This window comes from Lysobacter zhanggongensis (assembly GCF_046638635.1).
Taxonomy (GTDB): domain Bacteria; phylum Pseudomonadota; class Gammaproteobacteria; order Xanthomonadales; family Xanthomonadaceae; genus Novilysobacter; species Novilysobacter luteus.
In genome coordinates this window covers 1-23,172 of sequence record NZ_JBJXHK010000021.1, presented here as the reverse complement: position 1 = coordinate 23,172, position 23,172 = coordinate 1, and the positions used below count along the sequence as shown (strand labels likewise).

24 protein-coding genes are annotated in these 23,172 nt (G+C 69.9%); 6 read left to right on the top strand and 18 right to left on the bottom strand.

Features of this window, described 5'->3' with window-relative positions:
* Positions 1-2 precede the first annotated feature (2 nt).
* Genes ACKVMH_RS05670 through ACKVMH_RS05655 form a run of 4 tightly spaced genes read right to left on the bottom strand, consistent with a single transcriptional unit; the run spans position 3 to position 5,414 of the window.
* Positions 3-1,937, bottom strand: a complete 1,935-nt coding sequence (locus tag ACKVMH_RS05670) for a diguanylate cyclase (RefSeq protein ID WP_412699570.1) — start codon at positions 1,935-1,937, stop codon at positions 3-5.
* On the bottom strand, positions 1,937-3,958 hold the full coding sequence (locus ACKVMH_RS05665; protein WP_412699569.1) for a diguanylate cyclase: 2,022 nt from the start codon (positions 3,956-3,958) through the stop codon (positions 1,937-1,939). Before ACKVMH_RS05665 ends, ACKVMH_RS05670 begins: the two co-directional genes overlap by 1 nt.
* The gene (locus ACKVMH_RS05660; RefSeq protein WP_412699568.1) at positions 3,959-4,456 is read right to left on the bottom strand and encodes a TspO/MBR family protein; all 498 of its coding nucleotides are present in this window, start codon (positions 4,454-4,456) and stop codon (positions 3,959-3,961) included.
* A gap of 58 nt (positions 4,457-4,514) precedes the next feature.
* Entirely contained in the window at positions 4,515-5,414 is a 900-nt protein-coding gene (locus ACKVMH_RS05655) for a MerR family transcriptional regulator (protein ID WP_412699567.1), read from the bottom strand.
* A gap of 99 nt (positions 5,415-5,513) precedes the next feature.
* Here ACKVMH_RS05655 and ACKVMH_RS05650 point away from each other — a divergent pair, with 99 nt between their 5' ends.
* The 3 genes from ACKVMH_RS05650 to ACKVMH_RS05640 all read left to right on the top strand — a co-directional run bounded on the left by ACKVMH_RS05650 (position 5,514) and on the right by ACKVMH_RS05640 (position 7,902).
* Positions 5,514-6,059, top strand: a complete 546-nt coding sequence (locus ACKVMH_RS05650; RefSeq protein ID WP_412699566.1) for a fasciclin domain-containing protein — start codon at positions 5,514-5,516, stop codon at positions 6,057-6,059.
* 157 nt (positions 6,060-6,216) lie between these two features.
* Positions 6,217-6,444 carry a DUF378 domain-containing protein gene (locus ACKVMH_RS05645; protein ID WP_215218342.1) on the top strand — a complete coding sequence of 76 codons (228 nt, stop codon included), beginning with the start codon at positions 6,217-6,219 and terminating at the stop codon, positions 6,442-6,444.
* A gap of 33 nt (positions 6,445-6,477) precedes the next feature.
* On the top strand, positions 6,478-7,902 hold the full coding sequence (locus ACKVMH_RS05640; protein ID WP_412699565.1) for a cryptochrome/photolyase family protein: 1,425 nt from the start codon (positions 6,478-6,480) through the stop codon (positions 7,900-7,902).
* A gap of 22 nt (positions 7,903-7,924) precedes the next feature.
* On the opposite strand, the gene ACKVMH_RS05635 is transcribed toward ACKVMH_RS05640, so the two are convergent.
* On the bottom strand, positions 7,925-8,476 hold the full coding sequence (locus tag ACKVMH_RS05635; RefSeq protein WP_412699564.1) for a YdeI/OmpD-associated family protein: 552 nt from the start codon (positions 8,474-8,476) through the stop codon (positions 7,925-7,927).
* 194 nt (positions 8,477-8,670) lie between these two features.
* On the opposite strand from ACKVMH_RS05635, the gene ACKVMH_RS05630 reads away from it, so the two are divergent.
* Positions 8,671-9,231 (top strand): outer membrane beta-barrel protein, encoded by a 561-nt coding sequence (locus ACKVMH_RS05630; protein WP_215218339.1) that lies wholly within the window; start codon positions 8,671-8,673, stop codon positions 9,229-9,231.
* Positions 9,232-9,315: 84 nt separating this feature from the next.
* Here ACKVMH_RS05630 and ACKVMH_RS05625 read toward each other — a convergent pair whose 3' ends face one another.
* The 11 genes from ACKVMH_RS05625 to ACKVMH_RS05575 all read right to left on the bottom strand — a co-directional run bounded on the left by ACKVMH_RS05625 (position 9,316) and on the right by ACKVMH_RS05575 (position 19,111).
* Positions 9,316-9,741, bottom strand: a complete 426-nt coding sequence (locus ACKVMH_RS05625; protein WP_412699563.1) for a DUF1801 domain-containing protein — start codon at positions 9,739-9,741, stop codon at positions 9,316-9,318.
* 83 nt (positions 9,742-9,824) lie between these two features.
* The gene (locus tag ACKVMH_RS05620; protein ID WP_412699562.1) at positions 9,825-10,349 is read right to left on the bottom strand and encodes a DUF421 domain-containing protein; all 525 of its coding nucleotides are present in this window, start codon (positions 10,347-10,349) and stop codon (positions 9,825-9,827) included.
* A 111-nt stretch (positions 10,350-10,460) separates the two neighbouring features.
* Positions 10,461-10,847, bottom strand: a complete 387-nt coding sequence (locus ACKVMH_RS05615) for a YkvA family protein (protein WP_412699561.1) — start codon at positions 10,845-10,847, stop codon at positions 10,461-10,463.
* A gap of 2 nt (positions 10,848-10,849) precedes the next feature.
* Positions 10,850-11,158, bottom strand: coding sequence for a hypothetical protein (locus ACKVMH_RS05610; RefSeq protein ID WP_412699560.1), 309 nt, complete (start codon positions 11,156-11,158; stop codon positions 10,850-10,852).
* A gap of 161 nt (positions 11,159-11,319) precedes the next feature.
* Positions 11,320-11,634 carry a hypothetical protein gene (locus ACKVMH_RS05605; RefSeq protein ID WP_412699559.1) on the bottom strand — a complete coding sequence of 105 codons (315 nt, stop codon included), beginning with the start codon at positions 11,632-11,634 and terminating at the stop codon, positions 11,320-11,322.
* Between the two features lie 37 nt (positions 11,635-11,671).
* Positions 11,672-12,379: a peptidoglycan recognition protein family protein gene (locus tag ACKVMH_RS05600; RefSeq protein ID WP_412699558.1), complete on the bottom strand. Its 708-nt coding sequence runs from the start codon at positions 12,377-12,379 to the stop codon at positions 11,672-11,674.
* Positions 12,372-12,911, bottom strand: coding sequence for a PAAR domain-containing protein (locus tag ACKVMH_RS05595; RefSeq protein WP_412699557.1), 540 nt, complete (start codon positions 12,909-12,911; stop codon positions 12,372-12,374). Before ACKVMH_RS05595 ends, ACKVMH_RS05600 begins: the two co-directional genes overlap by 8 nt.
* Before the next feature lie 115 nt (positions 12,912-13,026).
* Positions 13,027-16,548 carry a DNA polymerase III subunit alpha gene (dnaE, locus tag ACKVMH_RS05590; RefSeq protein ID WP_412699556.1) on the bottom strand — a complete coding sequence of 1,174 codons (3,522 nt, stop codon included), beginning with the start codon at positions 16,546-16,548 and terminating at the stop codon, positions 13,027-13,029.
* Between the two features lie 273 nt (positions 16,549-16,821).
* Complete coding sequence (locus ACKVMH_RS05585) at positions 16,822-17,469, bottom strand: YkvA family protein (protein ID WP_412699555.1); 648 nt, start codon at positions 17,467-17,469, stop codon at positions 16,822-16,824.
* A 112-nt stretch (positions 17,470-17,581) separates the two neighbouring features.
* Positions 17,582-18,214: a hypothetical protein gene (locus ACKVMH_RS05580; protein WP_215218333.1), complete on the bottom strand. Its 633-nt coding sequence runs from the start codon at positions 18,212-18,214 to the stop codon at positions 17,582-17,584.
* Between the two features lie 240 nt (positions 18,215-18,454).
* Positions 18,455-19,111, bottom strand: coding sequence for a YkvA family protein (locus tag ACKVMH_RS05575; RefSeq protein ID WP_412699554.1), 657 nt, complete (start codon positions 19,109-19,111; stop codon positions 18,455-18,457).
* 135 nt (positions 19,112-19,246) lie between these two features.
* On the opposite strand from ACKVMH_RS05575, the gene ACKVMH_RS05570 reads away from it, so the two are divergent.
* Entirely contained in the window at positions 19,247-21,487 is a 2,241-nt protein-coding gene (locus tag ACKVMH_RS05570; protein WP_412699553.1) for a tetratricopeptide repeat protein, read from the top strand.
* Positions 21,488-21,528: 41 nt separating this feature from the next.
* On the top strand, positions 21,529-21,942 hold the full coding sequence (locus tag ACKVMH_RS05565; protein ID WP_412699552.1) for a hypothetical protein: 414 nt from the start codon (positions 21,529-21,531) through the stop codon (positions 21,940-21,942).
* On the opposite strand, the gene rnhB is transcribed toward ACKVMH_RS05565, so the two are convergent.
* A complete protein-coding gene (gene rnhB / locus ACKVMH_RS05560) occupies positions 21,932-22,621 on the bottom strand; it encodes a ribonuclease HII (protein ID WP_412699551.1) in 690 nt (229 codons plus the stop codon). The genes ACKVMH_RS05565 and rnhB overlap by 11 nt on opposite strands.
* On the bottom strand, positions 22,596-23,172 hold a 577-nt coding region (locus ACKVMH_RS05555), incomplete at its 5' end, for a glycosyltransferase family protein (RefSeq protein ID WP_459167100.1). The genes rnhB and ACKVMH_RS05555, both read right to left, overlap by 26 nt.

Genomic DNA, 23,172 nt, shown 5'->3' with positions numbered 1-23,172 from the left:
ACTCAGCCGGGCAGGCCGTCGCGCTCCACCCGGTTGCGGCCACCGGCCTTGGCCCGGTAAAGCGCCTGGTCGGCGCGGTCGACCAGCGTCGCGAAGTCGGCGTCATCCCGGCGCCTCGTGGCGACGCCGACGCTGGCCGTGACCTGCAGCCCGGCGGCGATGTCGTCCAGGTCGATCGCCTGCACCGCAAGCCGCAAGCGTTCGGCAACCTGCGTGGCCGGCGTCACCGCCGTGCACGGCAGTACAGCGATGAACTCCTCGCCCCCGAAACGCCCCAGCCGGTCGTCCTTGCGCAGCGCGCCCTGGCAGGCAGCCGCAACGCGGCGCAGCACCTCGTCGCCAGCGAGATGGCCGTGCACGTCGTTGATCTGCTTGAAGTGGTCGATGTCCAGCATCAGCACGCTCAAGGCAATGTCGCCGGTGCTCGCGGTGGCAAACATCGCGCTGCCGGCCTGGTCGATCGCGCGGCGGTTGGCGACGCCGGTCAGCGCATCGGTCGTGGCCAGCGAGCGCAGGCGCCGTGTCCGCGATAGCTGGCGCAGCAGTCGCACCGACAACACCAGCACCAGCACGACACCGAGCGCCAGCGCGAGCCATTGCCAGCGGCGTGCCTGCACCAGTGCATCCAGTTCCTGCCGTTTCAGCGCGGTGTCGGCCAGCAGCCGTTGGGTGTCGAGTTCACGGCGGCGGGCGTCGAACCGGTGGCGCATCGCCATGGCACGCTGCCGCGCGCTGTCGCCCAGCAGCTTGCCTTCCAGCTGGATGAACCGGCGGTACTCGGCCAGCGCGCGGTCCGTTTGGCCGGATGCCTCCAGCGCTTCGGCGCGGGCTGGCAGCAGCATCGCCAGATAGCGGTCGTTGTCCTGTTGCTCCATCAGGCGCTCGGCCGCTTCGTACTCGCGCAGCGCTTCATCCTGGCGTCCCAGCCCCGCCAGGGCCTGGCCGCGACGCATCCGCAGCAGACCCGAGCGACCCGTGTCGGTGGTACCCGCCAGTTCGCGCTCGGCCTGGTCGAGTGTTTCCAGTGCCGTCGCATGCTGGTCGCGGGCAATCAGCACCCCGCCCAATGCCAGGCGCGCGGCGCCGGCCGGGGAACGGGCCTGCCCGCGGGGTGCCAGGTTCAGCGCCTGCTCGTACGTCGCCTGCGCATGTGCCAGCTGGTCGAGATCTTCGTACAGGTACCCCAGCTGGAGCAGCGCGTTGAACCGGGTGCCCCAGTCGTCGCGCTGGGTGGCCTCGTCCAGCGCCAGCCGCACTTGGGTGCGCGCCTCTTCCAGGTCGCCCATGCGTCGGTAGGCGATGCCCAGGTTCAGTGCGTTCTCGCGGGCGAGCGCATCGTGGCCGGTGGTGCGGTACAGCTGTTGCGCGGTCAGGAAGTCGTTGAGCGCGCGGGCATGTTCGCCCGCCAGCGACCGCATGTGCCCGCGGCCTACCAGCCCGTCCGCCACCAGCCGCCAGTCGCGGTTGGCGCGGGCCATCGCGAGGCCGGCCTCCCAGTCCCCCAGGGTCTGGTCGGGTGGTGCGACGCTCGCGCGGGCACCGGCCCGGCAGTAGAGGAAGCGCACCTGGGCGTGGGTGTCTTCGAGCGTGCGGGCATCGGCAATCCCGCGCGTCGCCAGGGCGATCGTGGACCTGGCATCGCTCCGCTCGGCCCCGCAGGCGAGGTAGCGGTAACGCAGGTCGCGCCGCGGGTCGCCTGGCGGCAGCAGGCGCCGCAGCCGGGCGAGGTGGTCGCGCGCCTGATCGGGAGTGGCGGCCGCCAATCCGCCGCGATCGAGGAGAGCGGCCAGTGCGTCGAAGGCATCGGCATCCGGTTGGGCTGCGTGGTCGCGTGATGCAGTCACCGGCCCGTCTGTCGGCGTGATCGGTGCAGCACTCGCCACCGCCGCCATCGACGCGACAGCCAGCAGCGCGGCCAGCAGGCGGCGCCTCGGCATCACGTCGCGGCCTCCGGCGCCGTCGCGCCCGCGATCTCGATCTCGATCCGGTCGCGGCCACCGGCCTTTGCCCGGTACAGCGCCGCATCGGCGCGGCCGAGGAGGTCCTCCAGCGAGCGATCGCCCGGCAACGCGGCGGCCACGCCGAAGCTGGCGGTGATCGACAGCCCCGGCGCAACGTCCGCCAGGTCGATTGCGCGAGTGGCCTCCAGCAGTCGCTGGGCCACCTGCGCTCCGCCGTCGATCCCGGCCCCGGGCAGCACCGCAACGAACTCCTCGCCACCCAGCCGCGCCAGCCGCTCGTCGGCCCGCAGCACGCTGTTCCATGCCGCCACCGCCCGCACCAGTACCTGGTCCCCCGCGGCGTGCCCGAAGCGGTCGTTGACCTGCTTGAAGTGGTCCAGGTCGATCAGCACCACGCACAGCGGCGCGTCGCCCACGGCGAGGTGCCCGGCCACGCGTTGCTGCACCTCGCGACGGTTGATCGCGCCGGTCAACGGGTCGGTTGACGCCATGCGGCGCAACCGCAGCGCGCGGCGTGCCTGCCGCAGCACCAGCCAGCCAAGCACCAGCGCCAGCACCGCACCCAGGGCGATCGACGCTATCCGCCAGGGTTTGCGCTGTCGCTCGGCCGCGGCCAGGCGCTCGGCGCGCGCCTGCTGCTCGCGCAGGCGGGCATGGCGCAGCTCGGTGTAGCGCGCGTCGAACCCTTCGCTCATGGCAAGCACACGTTGATGGGTCGCCTGGCCGGTGGAATCCCGGCGCAGCCGCGCGAACTCGCGCAGGTCGGCCAGCGCGCCGGTGGCATCGCCCAGCGCTTCGCGGCTGTCGGCGCGGAGCAGGTGTACCTCCATCACGCCGCCCAGGTCGCCGGCGTCATGCAGGGCCGGCAGCGCCCGACCCAACGACTGCAGGGCCAGCCGGTGCTGGCCGAGCCGGGATTGGGCGATGCCCGTCTGCAGGTCGATCAGGTCCTGCGGCGGCGGGCCGCCGGTCTGCCGGTAGGCGGAGAGTGCGGCTTGCAGCTCGTCCAGAGCCTCGCGGGGACGAGCACGGCGGTTCTGCAGCTCGGCCAGTTGCAGCCGTATGTAGCCGATGTTGCCGGGGCGGCCTTCGTTGGTGGCGTACACCAGTGCCTGGCGCAGGTCGGCGTCGGCCTGCTCGAACTCCCCGCGCGCCATCCGGATGCGGCCGCGCTCGTTCAATGCCGATGCCAGCACCAGTTCGTCGCTGCGCGCCTGGCCAAACTCCACCACCCGGTTGATGTAATCCAGGGCACGATCGAGTTCGCCCAGCCGGCGGTAGGCCTGGGCGATCGAGAACAGGTTGAAATCGACCTGGAAAGCTACCTGTCCGCGCTCGAACACTTGCTGCGCATCCAACAGGTCCTGCAGGCCCGCTGCTATATCCCCGGCGTCCATGCGCAGATTGCCGCGCCGCACCAGCGCGATCCCCTCGACGTTGAAATCGCGGCCACGTCGGGCCAGTTGCGCCGCCTGTTCGTACTGCACGGCTGCGGCCGCGGCGTCGCCGTTGTTGGACAGGTGGATGCCCATGCAAGCGCGCAGCGCGGCTTCGGACGCCTCGTCACCGGCTGCCAGCGCGGCCTCCGCGCCGGCGCGGGCGTACTCCACCGCGCCCACGGCATCGTGGTTGAAGCCGATCAGGCAGTGCATGTAGCGGTATTGCAGCTGCCGGTGCACGTCCCCCGGCGGGATCGCCTGCTCCAGCCTGGCCAGCGTGGCGAATGTCTGGGCGCGGGAGTCGAGCGGGAACTCGCCCTCGTCGATGTCCCAGAACATCTTGTCGAACGCGGCCTGCGCCGGGGTGATCTCCGGGTGCACGGGGGGCTCGCCCGGAGCGTTCTCGTGGGCGTGGCCGGGTGAAGAGACGACGACGGCGAAAAGCAGTGCGCACAACGCCTGCCCGAGGCGGGGGCGGATCGGCGGGAACAGGCTTGCGGCGGCGGTGCGGGCGTCGATGGCCGGTTTAACGGCCGACCCGCCGGAACCCTTAACCATTCACAACAGCTGCGGGTTCAACTGCCAGGTCGCGTAGTTGAGAAACCCCGCAAACGTCACCCACGCCCAGTAGGGCAGCATCAGCGCACCGGCAAGCGGCCTGATGCGCCAGAACGCGATCACCGTCGCGCCGATCAGGAGCCACAACACCACCAGTTCGGCCAGCGCCGCGCCGCCCATGCGCCAGCTGAAGAACAGCCAGCTCCAGAGCGCGTTGGCGACCAGTTGCACCAGGTAGAGCGTCAATGCCGTGCGTGCGGCGGTAAAGCTGCCGGCGCGGCGCCACACCAGCCATGCCGCGATGCCCATCAGCACATACAGCACCGTCCAGACCGGCCCGAACACGTCGCCGGGAGGCGCCCAGTCCGGGCGCACCAGTTGCTGGTAGAAGGATCCGGCCCGGGTGGATGCGATGCTGCCGATGCCGGCCGCGATGAAGGTCACCAGCATCCAGGTGGCGAAGCCCTTCAGGGCGTGGGACTTGTCGGTACGTGCCATGGGGGCGTTGTCCTCGCGATTAGAAGGACAGGGTGTCGCGACCGCACGTAACGGGGCGTCATGGCCGTGCCGCGGGTCGTCTCTCGAGTCCGCGCCGGAGCGCGCCCAGCGTGGCCGGGTCGGTCACTGCCCGCACCCGGTCGATCGCCAGCGCCTCGGCGAGGTAGCGCGCGTTGGCACCACCGACCCAGACCGGTACCCCTGGCGCCAATGCCGCATCGAGCGCACGCAGCCCTTCCAGCGCAGGGCGCGCCTGGCCGGGATCGACCGAGCTGATCGCCACCGCAGCCGCCCCGAGCCGGTTGGCCACGCGCGCCAGTTCTTCCGGTGGCAAGCCGGTGCCCAGGTACAACACCGGCATACCCGCCTCGTAGCCGTGCAGCGCCGCGCCCAGCAGGCCCAGTTCGTGCGGCTCGCCCGGCAGGGTGGCGAACAGCACCCGCGGCTTGTTCTCGCGCGGGTGCTGGTTGAGGATCGACAGCAGACGCGCGCGCAAGAGGCTGCTGACCAGGCGCTCCTGGGCGATGGCCAGGCGGCCGTCGGCCCAGCGCACGCCCACCTCGCGTAGCAGTGGCGCGACGACCCGCGCCACCAGTACCGAGATTGGCAGGGTGGTGATCGCCACCGACAGGTCGCGATCGAACGTGTCCACCCGGTAGTCGGCGATCGCATCGAGCATGCGTGCGGGCAGCGACTCCAGGTCGCCGTAGCCCGTTTGTCGGCGCTCCTCGAGCAGGGCTTCGAGCGCATGGTCGTCCAGCGCGGCGAGGTCGCGGATCGGGTGGCCGCGGTCGGTCAGCCGGTGCAGGTGGCCCAGCCGTTCGACCATGGCGGCGTCGTAAAGCCGCCGTCCCTGCGCGTCGCGATGCGGGACCACGGCGGCGTGGCGCCGCTCCCACGCGCGAAGGGTCGCTGGCGTGAGTCCACTCAGTTCGGCGGCCGCCTTGACGGGGAACATGGTCGGAACTGTACAACAAACGTACATGCGCAAGTTGTACATCCAGATAACACGTCCGGGGAGAGACTGGCGCCGTTCCCACCAACCCGGTCCGCTCCCATGAACACCCGCAACCGCTCCATCGCTCCCTTCACCGTCCGCCTGCTGGCCACCGCGCTGGCCCTCGGACTCGCCGCGCCGCTCGCCCTGGCGGGGCACCACGAAGGCGACACCGCCAAGCCATCGCAGGCCAAGGCCGACATCGTCGACACGGCCGTTGCCGCCGGCCAGTTCAATACGCTCGCCGCGGCCCTGACCGCCGCCGGCCTGGTCGACACGCTCAAGGGCAAGGGCCCGTTCACCGTGTTCGCCCCGACAGACGAGGCCTTCGCCGCGCTGCCGGCCGGCACCGTCGAGGACCTGCTCAAGCCCGAGAACAAGGACAAGCTGGTCGCGATCCTGACCTACCACGTGGTGCCGGGCCGCTACCCCGCCAGCCGCGTCGGCGGGCTGGACGAGGCCACCACCGTCAACGGCGATACGGTCGACATCGTCGCCGCCAACGGTGCGGTGATGATCGACGGCGCCAACGTGGTGATGGCCGACGTCACCGCCACCAACGGCGTGATCCACGTGATCGACACGGTGCTCATGCCGGGCAGCTGACGCCCGACCCCCGCGCGCGGACCGGCCGACCCTCCGATACCCATCACCGGCTGGCCCTCGCCGCGCAGCCCGCCGCGCTCCTCGGCGGGCTGCGCACCTTTCATTCGCCCCTTACCGCCTTTCAACGCACCCACAACCACACTCGCGGAGACATTCCATGAAAACCCTCAACATCGTGACGCTCGTGCTCGTCATCGTCGGCGGCATCAACTGGGGCCTGGTCGGCATCGCCCAGTTCGACCTGGTGGCCGCGATCTTCGGCGGCCAGGACGCCATGCTGGCGCGCCTGGTCTACGTGCTCGTGGGCCTGTCGGCACTGTGGCAGATCCTGCCGCTGGTCAGCCCGGGCATGGCCGGCGAACCGCGCCCGGCACCGCGCCGGTAATCCCGGCCGGTACCCGGGCAACCCGAGGATCCGATGACCCCGGCCATCGTCTGGTTCCGCAACGACCTGCGCCTGCGCGACCACCCGGCGCTGCAGGCCGCGTTGAAAGCGGGGCTGGCACCGCTACCGGTGTACATCCACGCCCCGCACGAGGAGGGCGACTGGGCACCGGGCGCAGCGTCGAACGCGTGGCGCCATCGCGCGCTGGTCGCGCTCGATGCCGACCTGCGCCGACGCGGGTCCCGCCTGCACGTGTTCGCTGGCGACAGCCTCGCGACCTTGCAGGCGGTGGCTGCCGCGACGGGCGCGGCAGCCGTCTTCTGGCACCGCCGCCACGAGCCGGGGGTCGAGGAACGCGACAGCCTCATCCGTCGCACGTTGCACCGCCAGGGCCTCCGTGCGGAGGCCCACAACGGCCACCTGTTGTACGAACCGTGGCAGCTGGCGACCCGCAATGGCGAACCGTTCCGTGTGTTCACGCCGTTCTGGAAGGCGGCACTGGCGGCGTGGAACCCGCCGCGCGTGCAGCCCGCGCCTACCGCGTTGCCGACGATCGGCACCGTGCCCGGTGAGGTGCCGTTGGATGCGCTCGGCTTGCAGCCACGCCGGGGCTGGGACGCCCGCTTCTGGGACCCGCGTTTCCAGGATTGCTGGACGCCGGGCGAGCAGGGCGCTATCGCAGCGCTCGGGCGTTTCACGCAGGAAGGCGTGCACGGTTACGACGAGGGGCGGGACCTGCCCGCGCGTTCGCTGACCTCGCGGTTGTCGCCGCACCTGCATTTCGGCGAGATCGCCCCGTGGCGGGTCATTGACGCACTGGTCGGCACCACCGCGCCGGAGCAGCGCGCCGCCTACGTGCGTGAACTGGGCTGGCGCGAGTTTGCCCACCACGTGTTGCACCACTTTCCGCATACCACCGACGCCAACTTCAACCGGCGCTTCGACGACTTCGAATGGGCCGAGCCCGCACCCGCGACGCTGGACGCGTGGCAGCAGGGCCGCACGGGCGTACCGATCGTGGATGCCGGCATGCGCGAACTCTGGGCCACCGGCTGGATGCACAACCGCGTGCGCATGGTGGTCGCCAGCTACCTCACCAAGCATCTGCGCATCCACTGGCGGCATGGCGCGCGCTGGTTCTGGGACACCCTGGTCGATGCCGACCTGGCCAACAACTCGCTCGGCTGGCAGTGGGTCGCCGGCACGGGTGTCGACGCCGCGCCGTACTTCCGCGTGTTCAACCCGGTGCTGCAGGCGCGCCGCTTCGACCCTGACGGCACGTATATCGCGCACTGGGTCCCCGAGTTGCGCGGGCTCCCCGCCGCGGCCCGCCACGCTCCGTGGGAGGCCGGCGCCGCCGACGAGGCGGCCAGGTCAGGCTATCCGCGACGCCCGCTGGTGGGCATGGCCGAGGGCCGGCGCGACGCGCTCGCCGCGCTGTCGCGGATGAAGGCCTGACGTGCCGCTTCGGCGCCCGCGGTTACTCCGCCGCCTGGGGTGCCGACAGGCTGTTGCTGTACATCCCCGACCGGTCGAAGCAGCAGGCCCGGCGCTGGCCGCCGGCGAGCTTGTCGCAGGCGACGTCTATGCGCCGCACGCGGGTCTCCTCGCGCTTGCCTGACGTGATCCAGTGGATCCAGTCGCGTCTCGCCACCGGGGTGATGTCATCCCATACCGCCCTGGCATCCGGCGCGGCGGCGAGTGCCTTGCGCAGGTCGGCGGGCACTTCGGGTTCGGGCTCGGTCTCGGCCGGCTGGATCTCCAGCGTGACCTCGTCGCCGGGTTCCGCGCTGGCCTTGTCGCGCAATGCCTTGGGCACCTTGAGCCAGTGGCTGCCATGGCCGTCGGGCTCGAGCGTGGCGGCGAACGCCTGTCCGTTGAGGGTGCCCTCCACGCTGGTCATCGAGCGCGTGGGCAGCTTTCCGCTGGCGGTTTTGGGCAGCACCAGGAACGACCACGTGCCGCCTTTCTCGGGCTTGGCCGGGCGTAGCAACGTGGCCTTGAAACGGATGTTCGAAGGGGGCTTCGTCATGGCGTCCTTGGCTCGTGTCCGTTGTGGTGACAGCCTAGCGCGCCGGTCCCGTCGCGCAAGCGCGATCCAGCCGCCTTCCAGCGTGCGTTCCCGGGCACTGCAGAAGCGCTGGCCGATTTAACGAGTCCTTCACGTGTATGATCCCGGCGCCCTGGCATGTCGCCGCGGCCTTTTGTGAAAAGGAAAACACAGCAGTGAAGAAGAATCTGATCGTGGCCGTCGGCCTGGTCCTGGCCGGTCTTTCGGCCCCGGTGTTTGCGCAGGGCAATGGTTTCATCCGTGGCGAAGTGGGCCGTAGCGACGTGGACTTCAGCGTCGACGGCGGCAGCGCCAGCGACGACGACACCAGCTGGGGCGTTCGCGGCGGCTACTGGTTCAACCCCAACTTCGCGGTCGAGGGTTTCTACACCCACGCCTACAAGACCTCGTTCAACGACGGCTTCGACAACTACACCCTGCGCCTGCATGGCGCCGGCGTGGGCGTGGTCGGCAAGAAGAACTTCGGCGGCGCCCACCAGGGCTTCTTCGTCGGCGGTCGCGTCGGCATCTCGCGTGGCGTTGCCACGTTCGACGTCGACGGCGACGTCGAGGAAGCCGAGGCCAGTTCCGCCAAGCCGTACTTCGGCGTCAATGCCGGTTACGACTTCAGTGAGCGCTTCGGCCTGAGCCTGAACTACGACCGCCTGCAGGCGGACGGCGACGGGCTGGAAGTGGACGTCGACCTGCTGACGCTGGGCGCCGAACTCCGCTTCTGAGCGGGCCGCAACCCGGCAGCACAAGAAGGGCCGCCCCGATGGGTGGCCCTTTTTCTTTGGGCTGCTGGTGGCGCGTTGGGTGCTTCAGAACAGCGCTTCGCCCGGGATCTTCGCGGCCTGCCTGATCCAGTCCTTCATCTGCTTCCCGTCCAACCCCTCGTCCTCGGTGATATGCACGTAGCGCACGTGCTCGTGCTTGGACTTCTCCGGCGGCTCGGGCTTGAGGGAACTGCCGCGGTGGAAGGCGACCTTGATGTATTTCGCGAAGCAGTGGTAGCTGAGGAACCAGCCCTTGCCCTCGATGCCATAGAAGGGTGAGTTCCAGCGCACCGCCTTGCGCACCTTCGGCACCGTGCGCTCGATCAGCGCGTCGAGCTCGCGGCCGATGTCGTGCTTCCAGCCGGGCATCGCGTCGATGTAGGCCTGCACCGGCTCGTCGCCGTCGCCCTTGGGGATCTGCGGGTTGCCGCCGGACAGCAGCTTGGGTTTGTCTTTGGATGGCTTCGTCATCGCGGTGGTCCTCGGTCGACTTGGCGTCATGGTCCGCGGCGGGTGTTAGCGCGGCATGCAGGCGGGCGTCTCTCGGGCTGGCGTCATTGGCAATAGCCCTGGACGTCGGACATCGCCGACGCCGAGCTGCCTCGCTGCCCGATCACGCTGAAGGTGCCGTCGGTCTCCAGCACCACCGCCTCGATGTCTTCAAGCGCCGTACTGCCATGGGCGCGCACGGCGGCGCGCACTTCGCTTTCGGACACGCGCTCGGCGCGCAACGCGTCGTGTCGCAACTGCCCCCTCAGCAACAGCAGCCGCGGCTCCGCCTTCACCCAGCGCTGGAACACCCCGTAGCGGACCGACAACCGGGTGATGGCCCATTGCAGCCCCACGAGCAGTGCGAATGCGACCACGCCCTGGGCCAGGCTGGTGTCCTTGGACAGCAACGCGGAGGCCAGGGTGGAGCCGAACGCCACCGTCACCACCAGGTCGAACGCGTTCCACTTGGACAGCGTGCGCTTGCCCGCCAGGCGCAACAGGGCCACCAGCGCCAGGTAGGCGAGGGTGCCCACCACGACCGTGCGCACCAGCACCGTGCCGCTGTCGAAGAACATCGTGCCGTCCATACGCTCGCCATCTCCGGATACGGGGTGTTGCCGCACCCTAGTCCAGCACGCCGCCCGGGGGCCAGCGACACCTTGGTGCGGAAGGCGCGAGCGGCGGGACGGCTCGAACCTTCAGCGACCTATCGCCCCCACCAGCCAGCGGCCAAGCCAAGCGAGCACAAGCAACCACACGACAACGATCACCCCTGCCGCCCATTTGCTGGTGGGACGGTCCGCCGCGCGCCCGGCTTGCTGGCGCGCGGACGCCAACACGTCGTCCGGCAACAACCGGATGACCAGCGCCAGCCCCAGCGGCACGAGCACGATGTCATCGAGATAGCCGAGGACGGGAATGAAGTCCGGGATGAGGTCAATGGGACTCAGCGCATACGCGGCAACCAGCAGCGCCAACACGCGCGCCACTATCGGCGTTCGCGGGTCCCGCGCGGCGTAATACGCGACCAGCGTGAACTGCTTCAGTTCCCTGGCGCGCGCCTTCAGTGATTGGAGGAATTGCATGCTTACCCCAGCAGCCAGCGCGAACGCGTCACATGCAGGCGGGTGCCGAGACCGGCCTGCCCGGTGACGTGATCGATGTAGTCCCGGTCGGCAGCCATGTTTACCCCGCGCGTAATGTCAAACCGCCAGCCGTAACAGCTTGTGAGGTCCGGAAGGCCAGTGACGATGTCGCAGACCTGGCGGGTGAGGTTGGGGACGTGGTTGGCGAGGTTCCGAACCTCGACCATGAAGTCCGCGATCCCGCGCGGGAGGTTCCGCACCTCGGCGATCAGGTGCCGCAGCTCGAGCGTGAGGTTCCGGACCTCGACCATGAGGTTCCGGACCTCGAGCGTGAGGTTCCGGAGCTTGAGCGTGAGGCTCCGAACCTCGTGAACGAGGTTCCAGACCTCATCGATGAGGTTCGCACCTCGTTTTAGGCGGAGATGGCATCACGATCGGCGCAAAAATCTCGGCCGACGGCCGCGAGGCAGCGTCAGGGATCCATGCCGATGTGCGGCACCAGCACCAGCGCGTCGCAGGCGGCGGCGGTGCAGCCGAAATAGCGCGTGTCGCTGCCGTCGCTCCAGTAGCCCTTGGCGGCCCCGTTGATGTGGAATGCCCATTGCCGGCCGTCGTCGACCAGTCCGCCCTCGATCATGCAGGGCGCAGTGTCGTACTCGTGGTGGTAGGCGCGGGAATCCATCTCCGAGCTGAGGGCGAAGAACGTTTCCACCTGCTCCGGGGTAAGCGCCCAGCCTTCGCAGAGCCTCGGAAACCGTTCCGCGTCGGAGGAGGATGGGTCGGGCATCGTTGGGGATACAGACGCTACATGCAGCCCGTCTTGTTCAGAAGACGGGGGGCGGGAACCGAACTGGCACGCCGTCAGTCCTGTCATAAAGGCCAGCGCCTTCGCCAGCTGTCTTGCGCGAAATCCTGTCGTGCTCATAGATGTCTGCATCCGTCAGCGAGTATTGCGTCTTGAGTATCCGGGCCAGCAGAGCGATGGCCTCGCTCTGCCCGGGTGTTGGCGGGTCCCATTGCCGTGTCGCCTCGGTGTACATCGCGACCACCTCGATACCGACGCTGTCCTCGTTCATGGGGAAGCGGTCGGGGTAGGGCTTCGCCTTTTCGCGATTGTGCATTTCGCGGTATGCCTGCCGACGCGCCAGTAATTCGACGGCGGACTGCTCGGCCGCGTCGCAGCTGCCTTCGTCGAAACACCGCGAGCGGATCGGACCGACGTGGTAGGTCTTCTGGATCAGGCTGGCTGTCTGGTAGATCGTGCCGTCCTTGTCGACCAGAAAGTGCGTGCCGATGCCGCGCGCGAACGCATTGAGCGAACTGCGTGCGGTACTCGACACAGTCCGGTGCAGAACGATCGCGCGAGGACCCTGCAATGCGCCGTGCTCCAGTGCGCGAATCGGCTTGAACACGAAGCCCGCGTTCTGGACATAGCCCTGCTCATCCACATAGACCGGCACGGACACCGTCTTGCGGGTGGTATTCGTGACTTTCGAGGTGAGGGACTGGCCCACATGCACAAACCTAGGCATGGGCCGCCTCCTCGGCGATCTCGACCCGCACCAGTTCCGGCGCATCGCTGACCGCCCGCGCCGTCGTCCCGTCGGCATCGGTCATGCCTTCGATGACGGAGCCGTCTTCGCGGATCAGCCGGTAGCCACGGTTGGCGAGCGGCTTGCCCGTGAGCTCGGACCGGAGGATGAATGCCTCGTCAAAGGTTGTGCCCGCGGCCGCTCCGCCAGCGCCTCCAGTCACCGGCCGACCGGATGTACCGACGCCGGGGGCGCTACTTGTCTGACTGTCCAGAAACGCCCGGAATTGCCGGCCCGCGACCAGCGCGTGCCCGCAGCTCAACTGGTCCCCATGCCGGGCGACGGCCGCCTCGTCGATGCAGAACGTCGGATCACCCGAAGCTATCGGAAACACACCGCCGCACGTGGTGCAGCTGGCCTTGTCGCCCACACGGGCGACGGGGAACCCATCGATATCAGTGAAGGGGGAGCCGCTGACGACCTGTCCGCCCCCGGTCGTGGCATCGCCCACGACTACGATCAATTTCGACATTTGACGTCCCTTGTCTGTCGATACGTTGGCCGCCTGATACGACGGCCTGATTGGTTCAATCGCGTAGAAAAACAACGTTTGCCTGACTTGTTTGACTGGCAATCGCTGCAGAGAATTATCCCCAAGGCCGCCCCAGCGCCAGCTTCACCGCCTTGACCCCCGGCACCGCCTTCAACGTTCCCACCAGCTCCGCATCGACCCGCACCGAGCTACTGCCATTCAAATCCAGCATTCCCGCGGCCCCCGCTTTGATCAGGTCAACGCGGATCGGCGTCTTGCCGGGACGGTGCTTGGCCAGCAGCGCATCCACGCGGTTCCACGTCCCCGGCACGCGCAGGTCCAGCCTTAGCGACAACCGTTTGGCGTGGGTCGCGCAGATCTGTTCGTAGTCCCAGCACCTTGCGGCCTTCAGCGCGAAGCCGCCGCTGAAGGCGTCCTCGCGCAGGCCGCCCTGGATCACCAGCAGGCGGTCGCGGGTCAGCAGGGTGGCGTAGTCGCTGTAGGTTTCGGAGAAGAAGGCAACCTCCAGCCGGCCGCGGCCGTCCTCGATCTGCACGAACATCTGACTGTCGCCCTTCTTGCGCAGGCCGACGACCTGGCCGGCGACCACGGTTTCCAGCTCCGGGCGCCAGCCGCTGCGCGCGGACTCGGGGCGGTTCTCCCAGATCTTCTCGAGGTCGCCCAGGTCGTGGCCGGTCAGGCCGTGCAGTTCGTCGCGATAGGGGTCGAACGGGTGGCCGCTGAGGTAATGGCCCAGCGTCTCGCGCTCGCCGTTGAGCAGGTGGCCGAGCGGATATTCGTCGGTCTCGGGCAGGTCCAGTTTCAATGCCGGCGCGGCGGTGTCGCCGCCGCCGAACAGCGACACCTGGCCGGCGGCGCGTTCGCGGGCGAGCTGGTCGGTCGCCTTGAGCACCTCGGGCAGCTGCAGCATCAGGCTGGCGCGGTTCTTCCCGAGCTTGTCGAGGGCGCCGGCCATGATCAGCGCTTCCACGGTGCGGCGGTTGAGCTTGTTGCCGTCGACGCGCTTGCAGAAGTCGAGCAGGTCGTTGAACGGGCCCGCACGGCGCGCATCGACGATCGACTCGCACGCACCGCGGCCGACGCCCTTCACCGCGCCGATGCCGTAGCGGATCACGCCCGGCGCCACGGCCTCGAACATGTAGGCCGACGCATCAACGTCCGGCGGCAGCACCTCCAGGCCCATCACCCGGCATTCGTCGAGGAAGCCGGTGACCTTGTCCGTGTTGTCCATGTCCGACGACAGCACCGCGGCCATGAACTCGGCCGGGTAGTGCACCTTCAGCCAGGCGGTCTGGTACGCGACCAGCGCATACGCCGCCGAGTGCGACTTGTTGAAGCCGTACTCGGCGAACTTCTCCATCAGGTCGAAGATCGGGCTGGCGATGCGCGCCGGGATGCCGCGCTCCTCGCAGCCGGCCTCGAACTTGGCCCGCTCCTTGGCCATCTCCTCGGCTTTCTTCTTGCCCATCGCGCGGCGCAGCAGGTCGGCACCGCCGAGCGAGTAGCCGGCCATCACCTGGGCGATCTGCATCACCTGTTCCTGGTACACGATGACGCCGTAGGTCGGCGACAGCACCGGTTCCAGCGATTCGTGCGGATAGGTGACGGCCTCGCGGCCGTGCTTGCGGTCGACCCAGTCCTTGTCCATCCCCGAGCCGAGCGGGCCGGGGCGGAACAAGGCGGCCAGCGCGATGATGTCCTCGAAGGTGTCGGGCTGGGCGCGCTTGAGCAGCTCGCGCATGCCGCGCGATTCGAACTGGAACACCGCGACGGTGTCGCCGCGGGCGAACAGCTCGTAGCTGGCGCGGTCGTCCAGCGGCAACGCCGTGATGTCGAGCGGTGCTTCGCCGGCGGCGGCGCGCCGGACGTTGATGGCCTTCACCGCCCAGTCGATGATCGTCAGCGTGCGCAGGCCGAGGAAGTCGAACTTCACCAGGCCGACGGCTTCGACGTCGTCCTTGTCGAACTGGGTGACCGGGCTCTTGCCGCGGCCTTCGCCGTCGTGTTCCGCGAACAGCGGGCAGAAGTCGTGCAGCGGGCTGGGCGCAATGACCACGCCACCGGCGTGCTTGCCGGCGTTGCGGGTGAGGTCCTCGAGCGAGCGGGCGAGGTCGAGCAGGTCGCGGACCTCGTCCTCGCGCTGGTAGCGCTCGATCAGGTCGGTCGAGGCCAGCATCGGGTTCTTGTGCGAGGCCTCCGATTCACCGAGCGCATCGTCGAGACTGATGCCCAGCGTGTTGGGGATCAGCTTGGCGATGCCGTCGACGAAGCCGTACGGATGGCCGAGCACGCGGCCGGCGTCACGCACCACCGCCTTCGCGGCCATGGTGCCGTAGGTGATGATCTGGCTGACCCGGTCGCGGCCGTACTTGCGGGCGACGTAGTCGATGACCTCGTCGCGCCGGTCCATGCAGAAGTCGATGTCGAAGTCGGGCATCGACACGCGTTCGGGGTTGAGGAAGCGCTCGAACAGCAGGTCGTACGGCAGCGGGTCCAGGTCGGTGATGCCCAGCGCCCACGCCACCAGCGAGCCGGCACCGGAACCACGGCCCGGCCCGACCGGGATGCCCTGTTCCTTGCCCCAGTTGATGAAGTCCGCAACGATCAGGAAGTAACCGGGGAACCCCATCTTGATGATGACGTCGAGCTCGGTTTCCAGGCGCTCCTCGTAGTCCTGGCGCGTCCGTCCCTCGGCCAGCGGCGCCTTCTCCAGCCGCTTGGCCAGCCCCTCGCGCGACTGGCTGCGCAGCCAGGACTCGATGGTGTGGTCGTCGGGCACCGGGAAGGCGGGCAGGTAATAGGTGCCCAGCTGCATCTCGACATTGCAGCGGGTGGCCAGTGCGACCGCGTTGTCGATCGCGTCTGGCACGTCGGCGAACAGCCGCGCCATTTCCTCGGACGAGCGCAGGTACTGCTCGGGGCTGTACTCCTTCGGCCGCTTCGGGTCGTCGAGCACGCGGCCGGTGGAGATGCACACGCGCGCCTCGTGCGCCTCGAAGCCGTCGGCATGCAGGAAGCGCGCGTCGTTGCTGGCGACCACCGGCAGGCCGCGCTTGCCCGACAGGTGCAGGGCGAGGTCGTTGAAGACCTGCTCGCCCTCGCGGCCGGTGCGGGTCAGCTCAAGGTGCAGGCGGTCGCCGAACTCGCCCTGCCAGTCGGCGATCCAGGCTTCGGCCAGTTCCGGGCGGTGGCCCATGGCCAGGCGGCCGGCCAGGCTCTGTCGGCCGGCGAGGACGAACAGGCCGGCATTGTCCTCGCGCAGCCATTCCGGGCGCATCGCCACGCCGTCCATGCGGTGGCCTTCCATCCACATGCGGCTGAGCAGGCGCGAGAGCGTGAGGTAGCCCTCGTGGTCGCGGCACAGCAGGGTCAGCCGCGACGGCGTCTCGTTGCCGTCGGCGAGCCCGATGTCGGCGCCCAGGATCGGCTTGATACCGGCACCCTCGGCCTTGCGGTAGAACTTGACCGCGGCGAACAGGTTGTTGAGGTCGGTAAGCGCGACGGCCGGCTGCTCGAGCTCCACGCAGCGCTTGACCAGCTCGCCGACCCGGATGGTGGAGTCGGCAAGGGAGAATTCGCTGTGGAGGTGAAGGTGTACGAAGGGCGATGCGGACATGCTGCCGTGGCGTACCGGCTAGGGCGACGGCCAGATTAGCAGGGCCGCGCGGGCGGGTCAGGGTTGACACCGCCTCCGACGGGCGTGCCGGTGTAGGAGCGGCTTCAGCCGCGATCGTGGAACCGGGGGGCGCGCCGACCGACGATCGCGGCTGAAGCCGCTCCTACAACGGCGGGACGCGGCTCAGCTCACGCGGAACCTGGCGCTGGGGTTGGCGGTNCCGCCCCCCCCCCGTGGGGGGCTCCCCCCGCTCCTACAACGGCGGGACGCGGCTCAGCTCACGCGGAACCTGGCGCTGGGGTTGGCGGTGAGGTAGCTGCTGCGGCCGACGCGGTCGCAATGGGCGATCCATTCCAGTTCGGCGCGGCGGGCGTCCAGCCAGCGCTCGCGGGTGAAGCCGAAGTGGGTGCGGGCTTCGCCGCGCAGGGTGGCTTCGACGTGGCGCAGGCGGCAGTAGTCGAGGTAGTCGCGGACCTCGTCGGCGATACCGGCCCAGGCCGCGTCCACGAGGATCGCGTCGTCCAGCCGACCGACCACCGGCAGCGCGTTGGGGATCAGCGCCATCGGGCCGCGCAGGTAGTCGATCACCAGCGTGCCGACGGAGGCCACGGCCGCGTCAACGCCCCACTCGGGGTCGGCGCGCATGCGGTCGATGGCGGCGGCGCGGCGCATGCGCTGGTGGATGCACGCGGGCGCGAAGCCCTGGGCCGGGTCGTCGATAAGCTCACGGGCGGCGCTGGCGAGCTGGTCGCGGTCCAGCGGGGCGCGTTGCAGGTCGATCCGGGCAATCAGCTCGTTGAAGTGACGCAGCACGCCGGGGTCGAGCGCGTGGTGGCCGATGCGGTGGCGGCGACGGGCGCTGTCGCTGCGGCGGGAAAGCGCCTGCGGCAGGGGGGCGGGTTGGGCGAGGACGGCGTTCATGGCGGGAGTCTCGTGCGTGCCATCCGTGGCGGGGGAGGGGTATTGCCGGGACAGCGTTGCCCTGCGCCGCGGCGGGGGCCGCGACGGGTTTACAGGTGGAACCCTGCCCGGGTCAGACGACGCGGAAGCGCGGTTGCAGGTCGCCCGAGTGCGCGTAGTGGCTGGCGTTGACCCGGGCCTGGTGCTGCAGCAGCGCCAGTTCGGCGATGCGGTCGCGGACCCAGGCCGCACGTTGGCGGTCGCCGCTGCCGTCGGGGTGCTCGTCGTTGCGGTAGGCGCAGAAGTCGCGGTACTCCTCGGCTTCCGCGGCGAACGCGGGCCAGGCCAGTTCGATCAGCAACACGTCGTCGAGCAGGCCGAGCAGCGGCTGGTGGTCCTCGATCAGGTCGTCGTCCCGGTCGATGTAGGCCAGCAGCTTGAGCAGGCGCGCGCGGGTAGCGGGCTGCGGATCCCAGTCGAAGTCGTCGAGCATGTCGCGCAGCTCGTCGATCCGGCGCAGGCGGCGGTCTAGCACGTCGTGGGCCCGGGTCGGCGGCAGCGACAGGAGCCAGTCGGTCAGGTGTTGCAGCCGGTCGGGGTCGACACGCGGGGCGTCGGGATGGATCTCGTGCAGAAGGGCGTCGAAGCGGGCGATCGCATCGCTGTGCAACGACAGGTGGGGATGGGCCCGGGTGGGTTCCGGTGCCTCGTCGTGCCTGAAGTACGGCAGCGGGTCGGCAGTCGGTGTCGGGACTGACGTGCGCATGGCACACCTCGCTGTACCGGCCTCGGAGGACGGGCGGCGCGCCGGCCGGTGGGGGCGCGCGTCCGGGTGTTCTCATGTGTTCGATGCACCCTGATCGTGCTCCGTTGCACCAGTGTTGTCGCTGTTTCGTAAGTGGGGGTGACGAACGGTATGCAACGCTGCAGGCCGCGCCGGCATTGGCTTTCGGCGTGGCCCGCGTACACCTCCGCAAACGCGCACTGAACACCGGACGGCCTCACGTCAGTGAATGCGGAACAGTGCCGACGGGGCAGGCAGATAGGCGCTGTCACGAACCCGGGCGCGGTGCGCGGTCAGCGCCGCTTCCGCCTGCCGCGCCTCGCGCCAGTCGCTACGGTCGAATGCGAACGCATGCGCGTCGCAACCACGCAGGGCGGCCTCGATGCGACGCAGCCGTCGGTAGTCGGCGTAGGCGGCCACCTCGTCGGACAACCGCGGCCAGGCGCTGTCGACCACGATGGCGTCGTCCAGGCGCCCGACCCGCGGAATCGCGTCGGGGATCAGGTCGTCGTTTCCGCGCACGTAGTCGATCACCGCGGCGCCGACCAGCATGGCGTCGTTGGCGGCCTGCCAGTTCCGGTCGGCGATCATCGTGTCGACCACGGCCGCGCGCCGCATCCGCACGCCGATTGCCGCGGCGGCCAGGGCGGTGCTGCATCCGCACAATTCACGCGCGGCGGTGGCCAACTGGTCACAATCGATCGGGCCCTGTTCACGCCCGAGCCGCTCCAGCAGGACGTTGAAGCGGTCAAGCGCGTAGGGACCCGGGTTGAAGCCTCCGATGCTGTGGCGTCGGGCCAGGCCGGGTTGCCGTGGTGCGCGGGCAGTGGTGGACAGGACGGCTGGCAGGACGCTGGTGTGGGCAAGCATGGCGTTCATGGGGCTCTCCGGACATGGGCACCGGTGTGGTGCGGGGCCAGCGTCGCCCCGGGGCGGCGTTGCAGTCATGAGGTCGATGCGAGCCTTTGAACACCTTTGTCGCAGGGATGGCGATGCAAACATGAGGTTTCTGCGATGGAACCGAGCGGGCTCCGGGGGGAGCGCCAGGCCGGCGGCGAGCGCTACCGTTTCGACGGGGTGCTGGTCGACGCGGTCGCGCACACCCTGAGTCGCGACGGGGCGTCGCTTCCGGTCGAGCCCAAGGCATTCGCGGTGCTGCTGGCGTTGCTCCGCCACCGAGGCGAGCTGGTCCCCCGTGACGAACTGCTCGACCACGTCTGGGGCCACCGTCACGTCACTCCCGGGGTGCTGACCCGGGCCATCGCACAACTGCGGGCCGCGCTCGGCGATGACGCGCACGAGCCGCGTTACATCCAGACGGTCCACGCGCTGGGCTACCGGTTTGTGGGTGCGCTGGAGGCGGATGCGACGGATGAACAGGCGGAGACGGGCAGCGGCGCGTCGCCGCGGTTGGACGAGCCGGCCAGCACGCCGCCGCCCCTCCCGGGTTCACCGGTCGACCCGCCGATCGAAGCACCGCCCGTCCATGCAGCGCTCGCCAATGCGCCGCTCGTGGCCGGTCCTCCCGTCGTCGCGCCCGCCGTGCGGCGCTGGCGCGTGCGCCACACCTGGATGGCGGCCGCCGCGGTGCTGGCGATCGCGTTGGCGACGAGCCTGTGGTGGAACCGGAACGCGGGGCCGGCACTGCCCGGCGTCGCATCGGTGGCGGTGCTGCCCTTCGCCAGCCTCAGCGGTAACGACGAGGACCGCTATTTCGCCCAGGGCCTCGCGGTCGAGATGCATGACGCGCTGGCCGGCGTTCCCGGCGTCAAGGTCGCCGCCATCGACAGCGCCGATGCCGCCCGCCGGCGCCACCCGAGCCTGCAGGCGCTGGGGCGGGCAATCGGCGTGGCCACGGTGCTCGATGCCAGTGTGCGGCGCGACGGCGAGCGCGTGCGTATCAATGCCCGCCTGGTCGATACCCGCAGCGGTTTCACGCTGTGGAGCGACAGCTTCGATCGTGAACCCGACGACGTCTTTGCGGTGCAGGGCGAGATTGCCGGCGAGGTGACGCGGGCGTTGCTCGGCGTGCTGCCGCCCAACGGCGAGGGCCTGCGCGAGCGGCTTGCGCCAACACGGGAGCTGGGCGCGTATGAGGCCTACCTGCACGGCCAGCAGCGCCTGCGCGAGGCCCAGGACGACGCGGCGCTGCAGGACGCGCTGGGGTATTTCCGGCGCGCGCTGATGATCGACCGCGGGTTCTCGCGGGCCCGGGCCGGCGTGTGCCGGGTCGAGATCAAGCGGTTCGAGGCGACCCGCGACACGCCCGCATTCGAGCGCGCCCGCAGCGCCTGCGAGGCGGCGGCGAAGATGGCGCCGGGCCTGCGCGAGGTGAGCCTCGCGCTCGGCGAGATGCACCGCGTGCGCGGCGACAACGCCCTGGCGATCGAGCACTACACCCGCGCGCTCGACGACCTGTCGCTTCGGCCGGCCGCCTGGGTGGGGCTGGCAGCCACCCACTCGGCGCAAGGCGAGGACGCCATGGCGCGCGCGTACTACGCCCGCGCGCTGGAGATGCGGCCCGGCGATGCCGGCATCCACCGCGAGCTGGGCGTCCACCAGTATTCGACCGGTGACATCGACGGCGCGATCGCCTCGTTCACCAACGCCACTGGCCTGCTGCCCGATGACGCCACCCTGTGGGCATCACTGGGTGGCCTGTACCTGGCCCGCGGCGATGCCGATCGCGCGGCCGAAGGATTCAACCGCTCACTCGCCATCGCCCCCAGCTACGGTGCGCTGAGCAACCTGGGCACGCTGCGCTACGGCCAAGGCCTCTACGACGAAGCGGCCACGCTGTACCAGCGGGCAGCGCGACTGGACCCGAGCGACTTCCGGATCTGGGGGAACATCGGCGATGCACTGGTTGCCGGCGACGCCCCTGACCGCGCCGCGGCGGCAGCCAAGGCCTACGCGCGCGCCGCGGGGATGGCGGCGGAGTACCTGGCGGTCAAGCCCGGCGACGCCCAGGCCGCCGCGCTGCTGGGCTGGTATCGGGCCAACCTGGGTCAGCGCGACCCGGCGCTGGCCGATGTCGCCCATGCCGAGGCGCTGGGCACCGAACAGGCCGAGGTGGCGTTGATCAACGCACAGACGCTGGCATTGTTGGGCGACGCGGACGGCGCGCGCGGGCGGATGCAACTGGCGCGGGAGGCGGGCATTCCCGACGAACGCATCGAGTCGGCGCCGGTACTGCGGGCGCTGGGCACCGGAAAGGACGTTTCTCTGGACGACGGGCGCGGGGGCGCGTTGTAAACCGAAGGCCTGCCCGTCGCAGGCCAACGCAGGAGAGCGATATGCGTGTGCTGCCCGTGTTTGCCGTCGCCGCCTTGGTCGTGTTGCCGGGTTGCGAACTGATCCAGGAAACGCTGTCGGATACCGATGGCGTCAGTTGCGCCCATTCCGAGGGTGCCCGCGCGGTCTATATCGACATCGTGTCCTACGAGGCGGGACCCAAGGGCGACTGCACGGTCGATCCCGGCACACGGATCACGTGGCGCGGGCCGCCCGGCGAGATGCGTTCGTTCGAGATCGCGTTCACCGGCGGCGTGAGCCCGGGCGGGCGGGGCACGCCGCGGGACTATCCGTCGCACGACAGTGGGGGACGGCAGCGGGCCTCACTGGTCGCCAACGGCACGCCCGGCACCACGTATCCCTACGAGATCCGGGTCGACGGCCAGGCCATCGACCCGGCGATCATCATCCGCTGAGCAGGGCGGGTTCGCCGAACGCCTCGACCGCGACCGGAGCTCCGGCCGCTTCGCCCAGCGCCGCGCGTACCGGCGCGAAGCTGCGCCGGTGGTGCGGGCAGGGGCCGTGCGTGGCCAGCGCAGCCAGGTGGGCCGGGGTCGAGTAGCCCTTGTGCTCGGCGAACCCGTACTGCGGGAACTGCTGGTGCAGGGCAACCATGGCCCGGTCCCGCGTCACCTTGGCGAGGATGGACGCGGCCATGATCGCGCGGTCGCGGGCGTCGCCGCCGATCCACGCCTCGGCCGGGCACGGCAGGCCCCGGGGCAGGGCGTTGCCGTCGATGCGTGCCAGCTCGGCCGCGTGGCGCACGCCCTCCACCGCGAGGCGCATGCCGAGCATGGTGGCCTGGTAGATGTTGATCCGGTCGATCTCCTCGACCTCCACCCGCACCACGTGCCAGGCGACCGCCTTGTCGATGATGCGGGCGTACAGCGCCTCTCGGCGGTTGGCGCACAGCTGCTTGGAGTCGGCCAGCCCATTGACCGGCGTGCGGCCCGGGCCCAGCACGACCGCGGCAACCACCACCGGCCCGGCCAGTGGGCCGCGGCCGGCCTCGTCGACGCCGGCGATGCGCCGGGCGCCATGGGCGACCGCCAGCTCCAGGCCGAGCTGGTCAGCCGTGCCCATGCGCCGCTTCATCCGTTTCAGGCTGCGTCGCCGGTGCATCGGGCCCGGTTTCGAGCAGCTGGATGACCGCGTTCGCCGCCTGCACCGAGGCGTTCTGGCGCAGGGCCTGGTGCAGTGCGAGGAAGCGCGGCACCAGCCGGGCGACGGCGACCGGGTCGCGGAGCCAGCGCAGCACGGCCTCGGCGAGCCGGTCGGGCGTGCAGTCGTGCTGCATCAGTTCGGGCACCAGGGGCTCACCGGCGAGCACGTTGGGCAGCGCGTAGTGGTCGACCTTCAACATCCCCAGGCCCTTGACCATCCGGTAGGTCAGGCCGGCTACGCGGTACCCCACCACCATCGGCCGCTTGGCCAGCATGGCCTCCAGCGTGGCGGTACCCGAGGCGAGCAGGATCACGTCGCTGGCGATCATCAGCGTGCGCGCGTTTCCGTCGATTACGCGCAACGCCGGTTGCAGCGTGGCGGCGTCGGGGTGGTTGGCCAGCACGCGCTCGAAGGCGGCGCGCGCGTGGCGGTTGGCCATCGGCGCCACCACCTGCAACGCCGGCTCGGCCGCCAGCACGCGC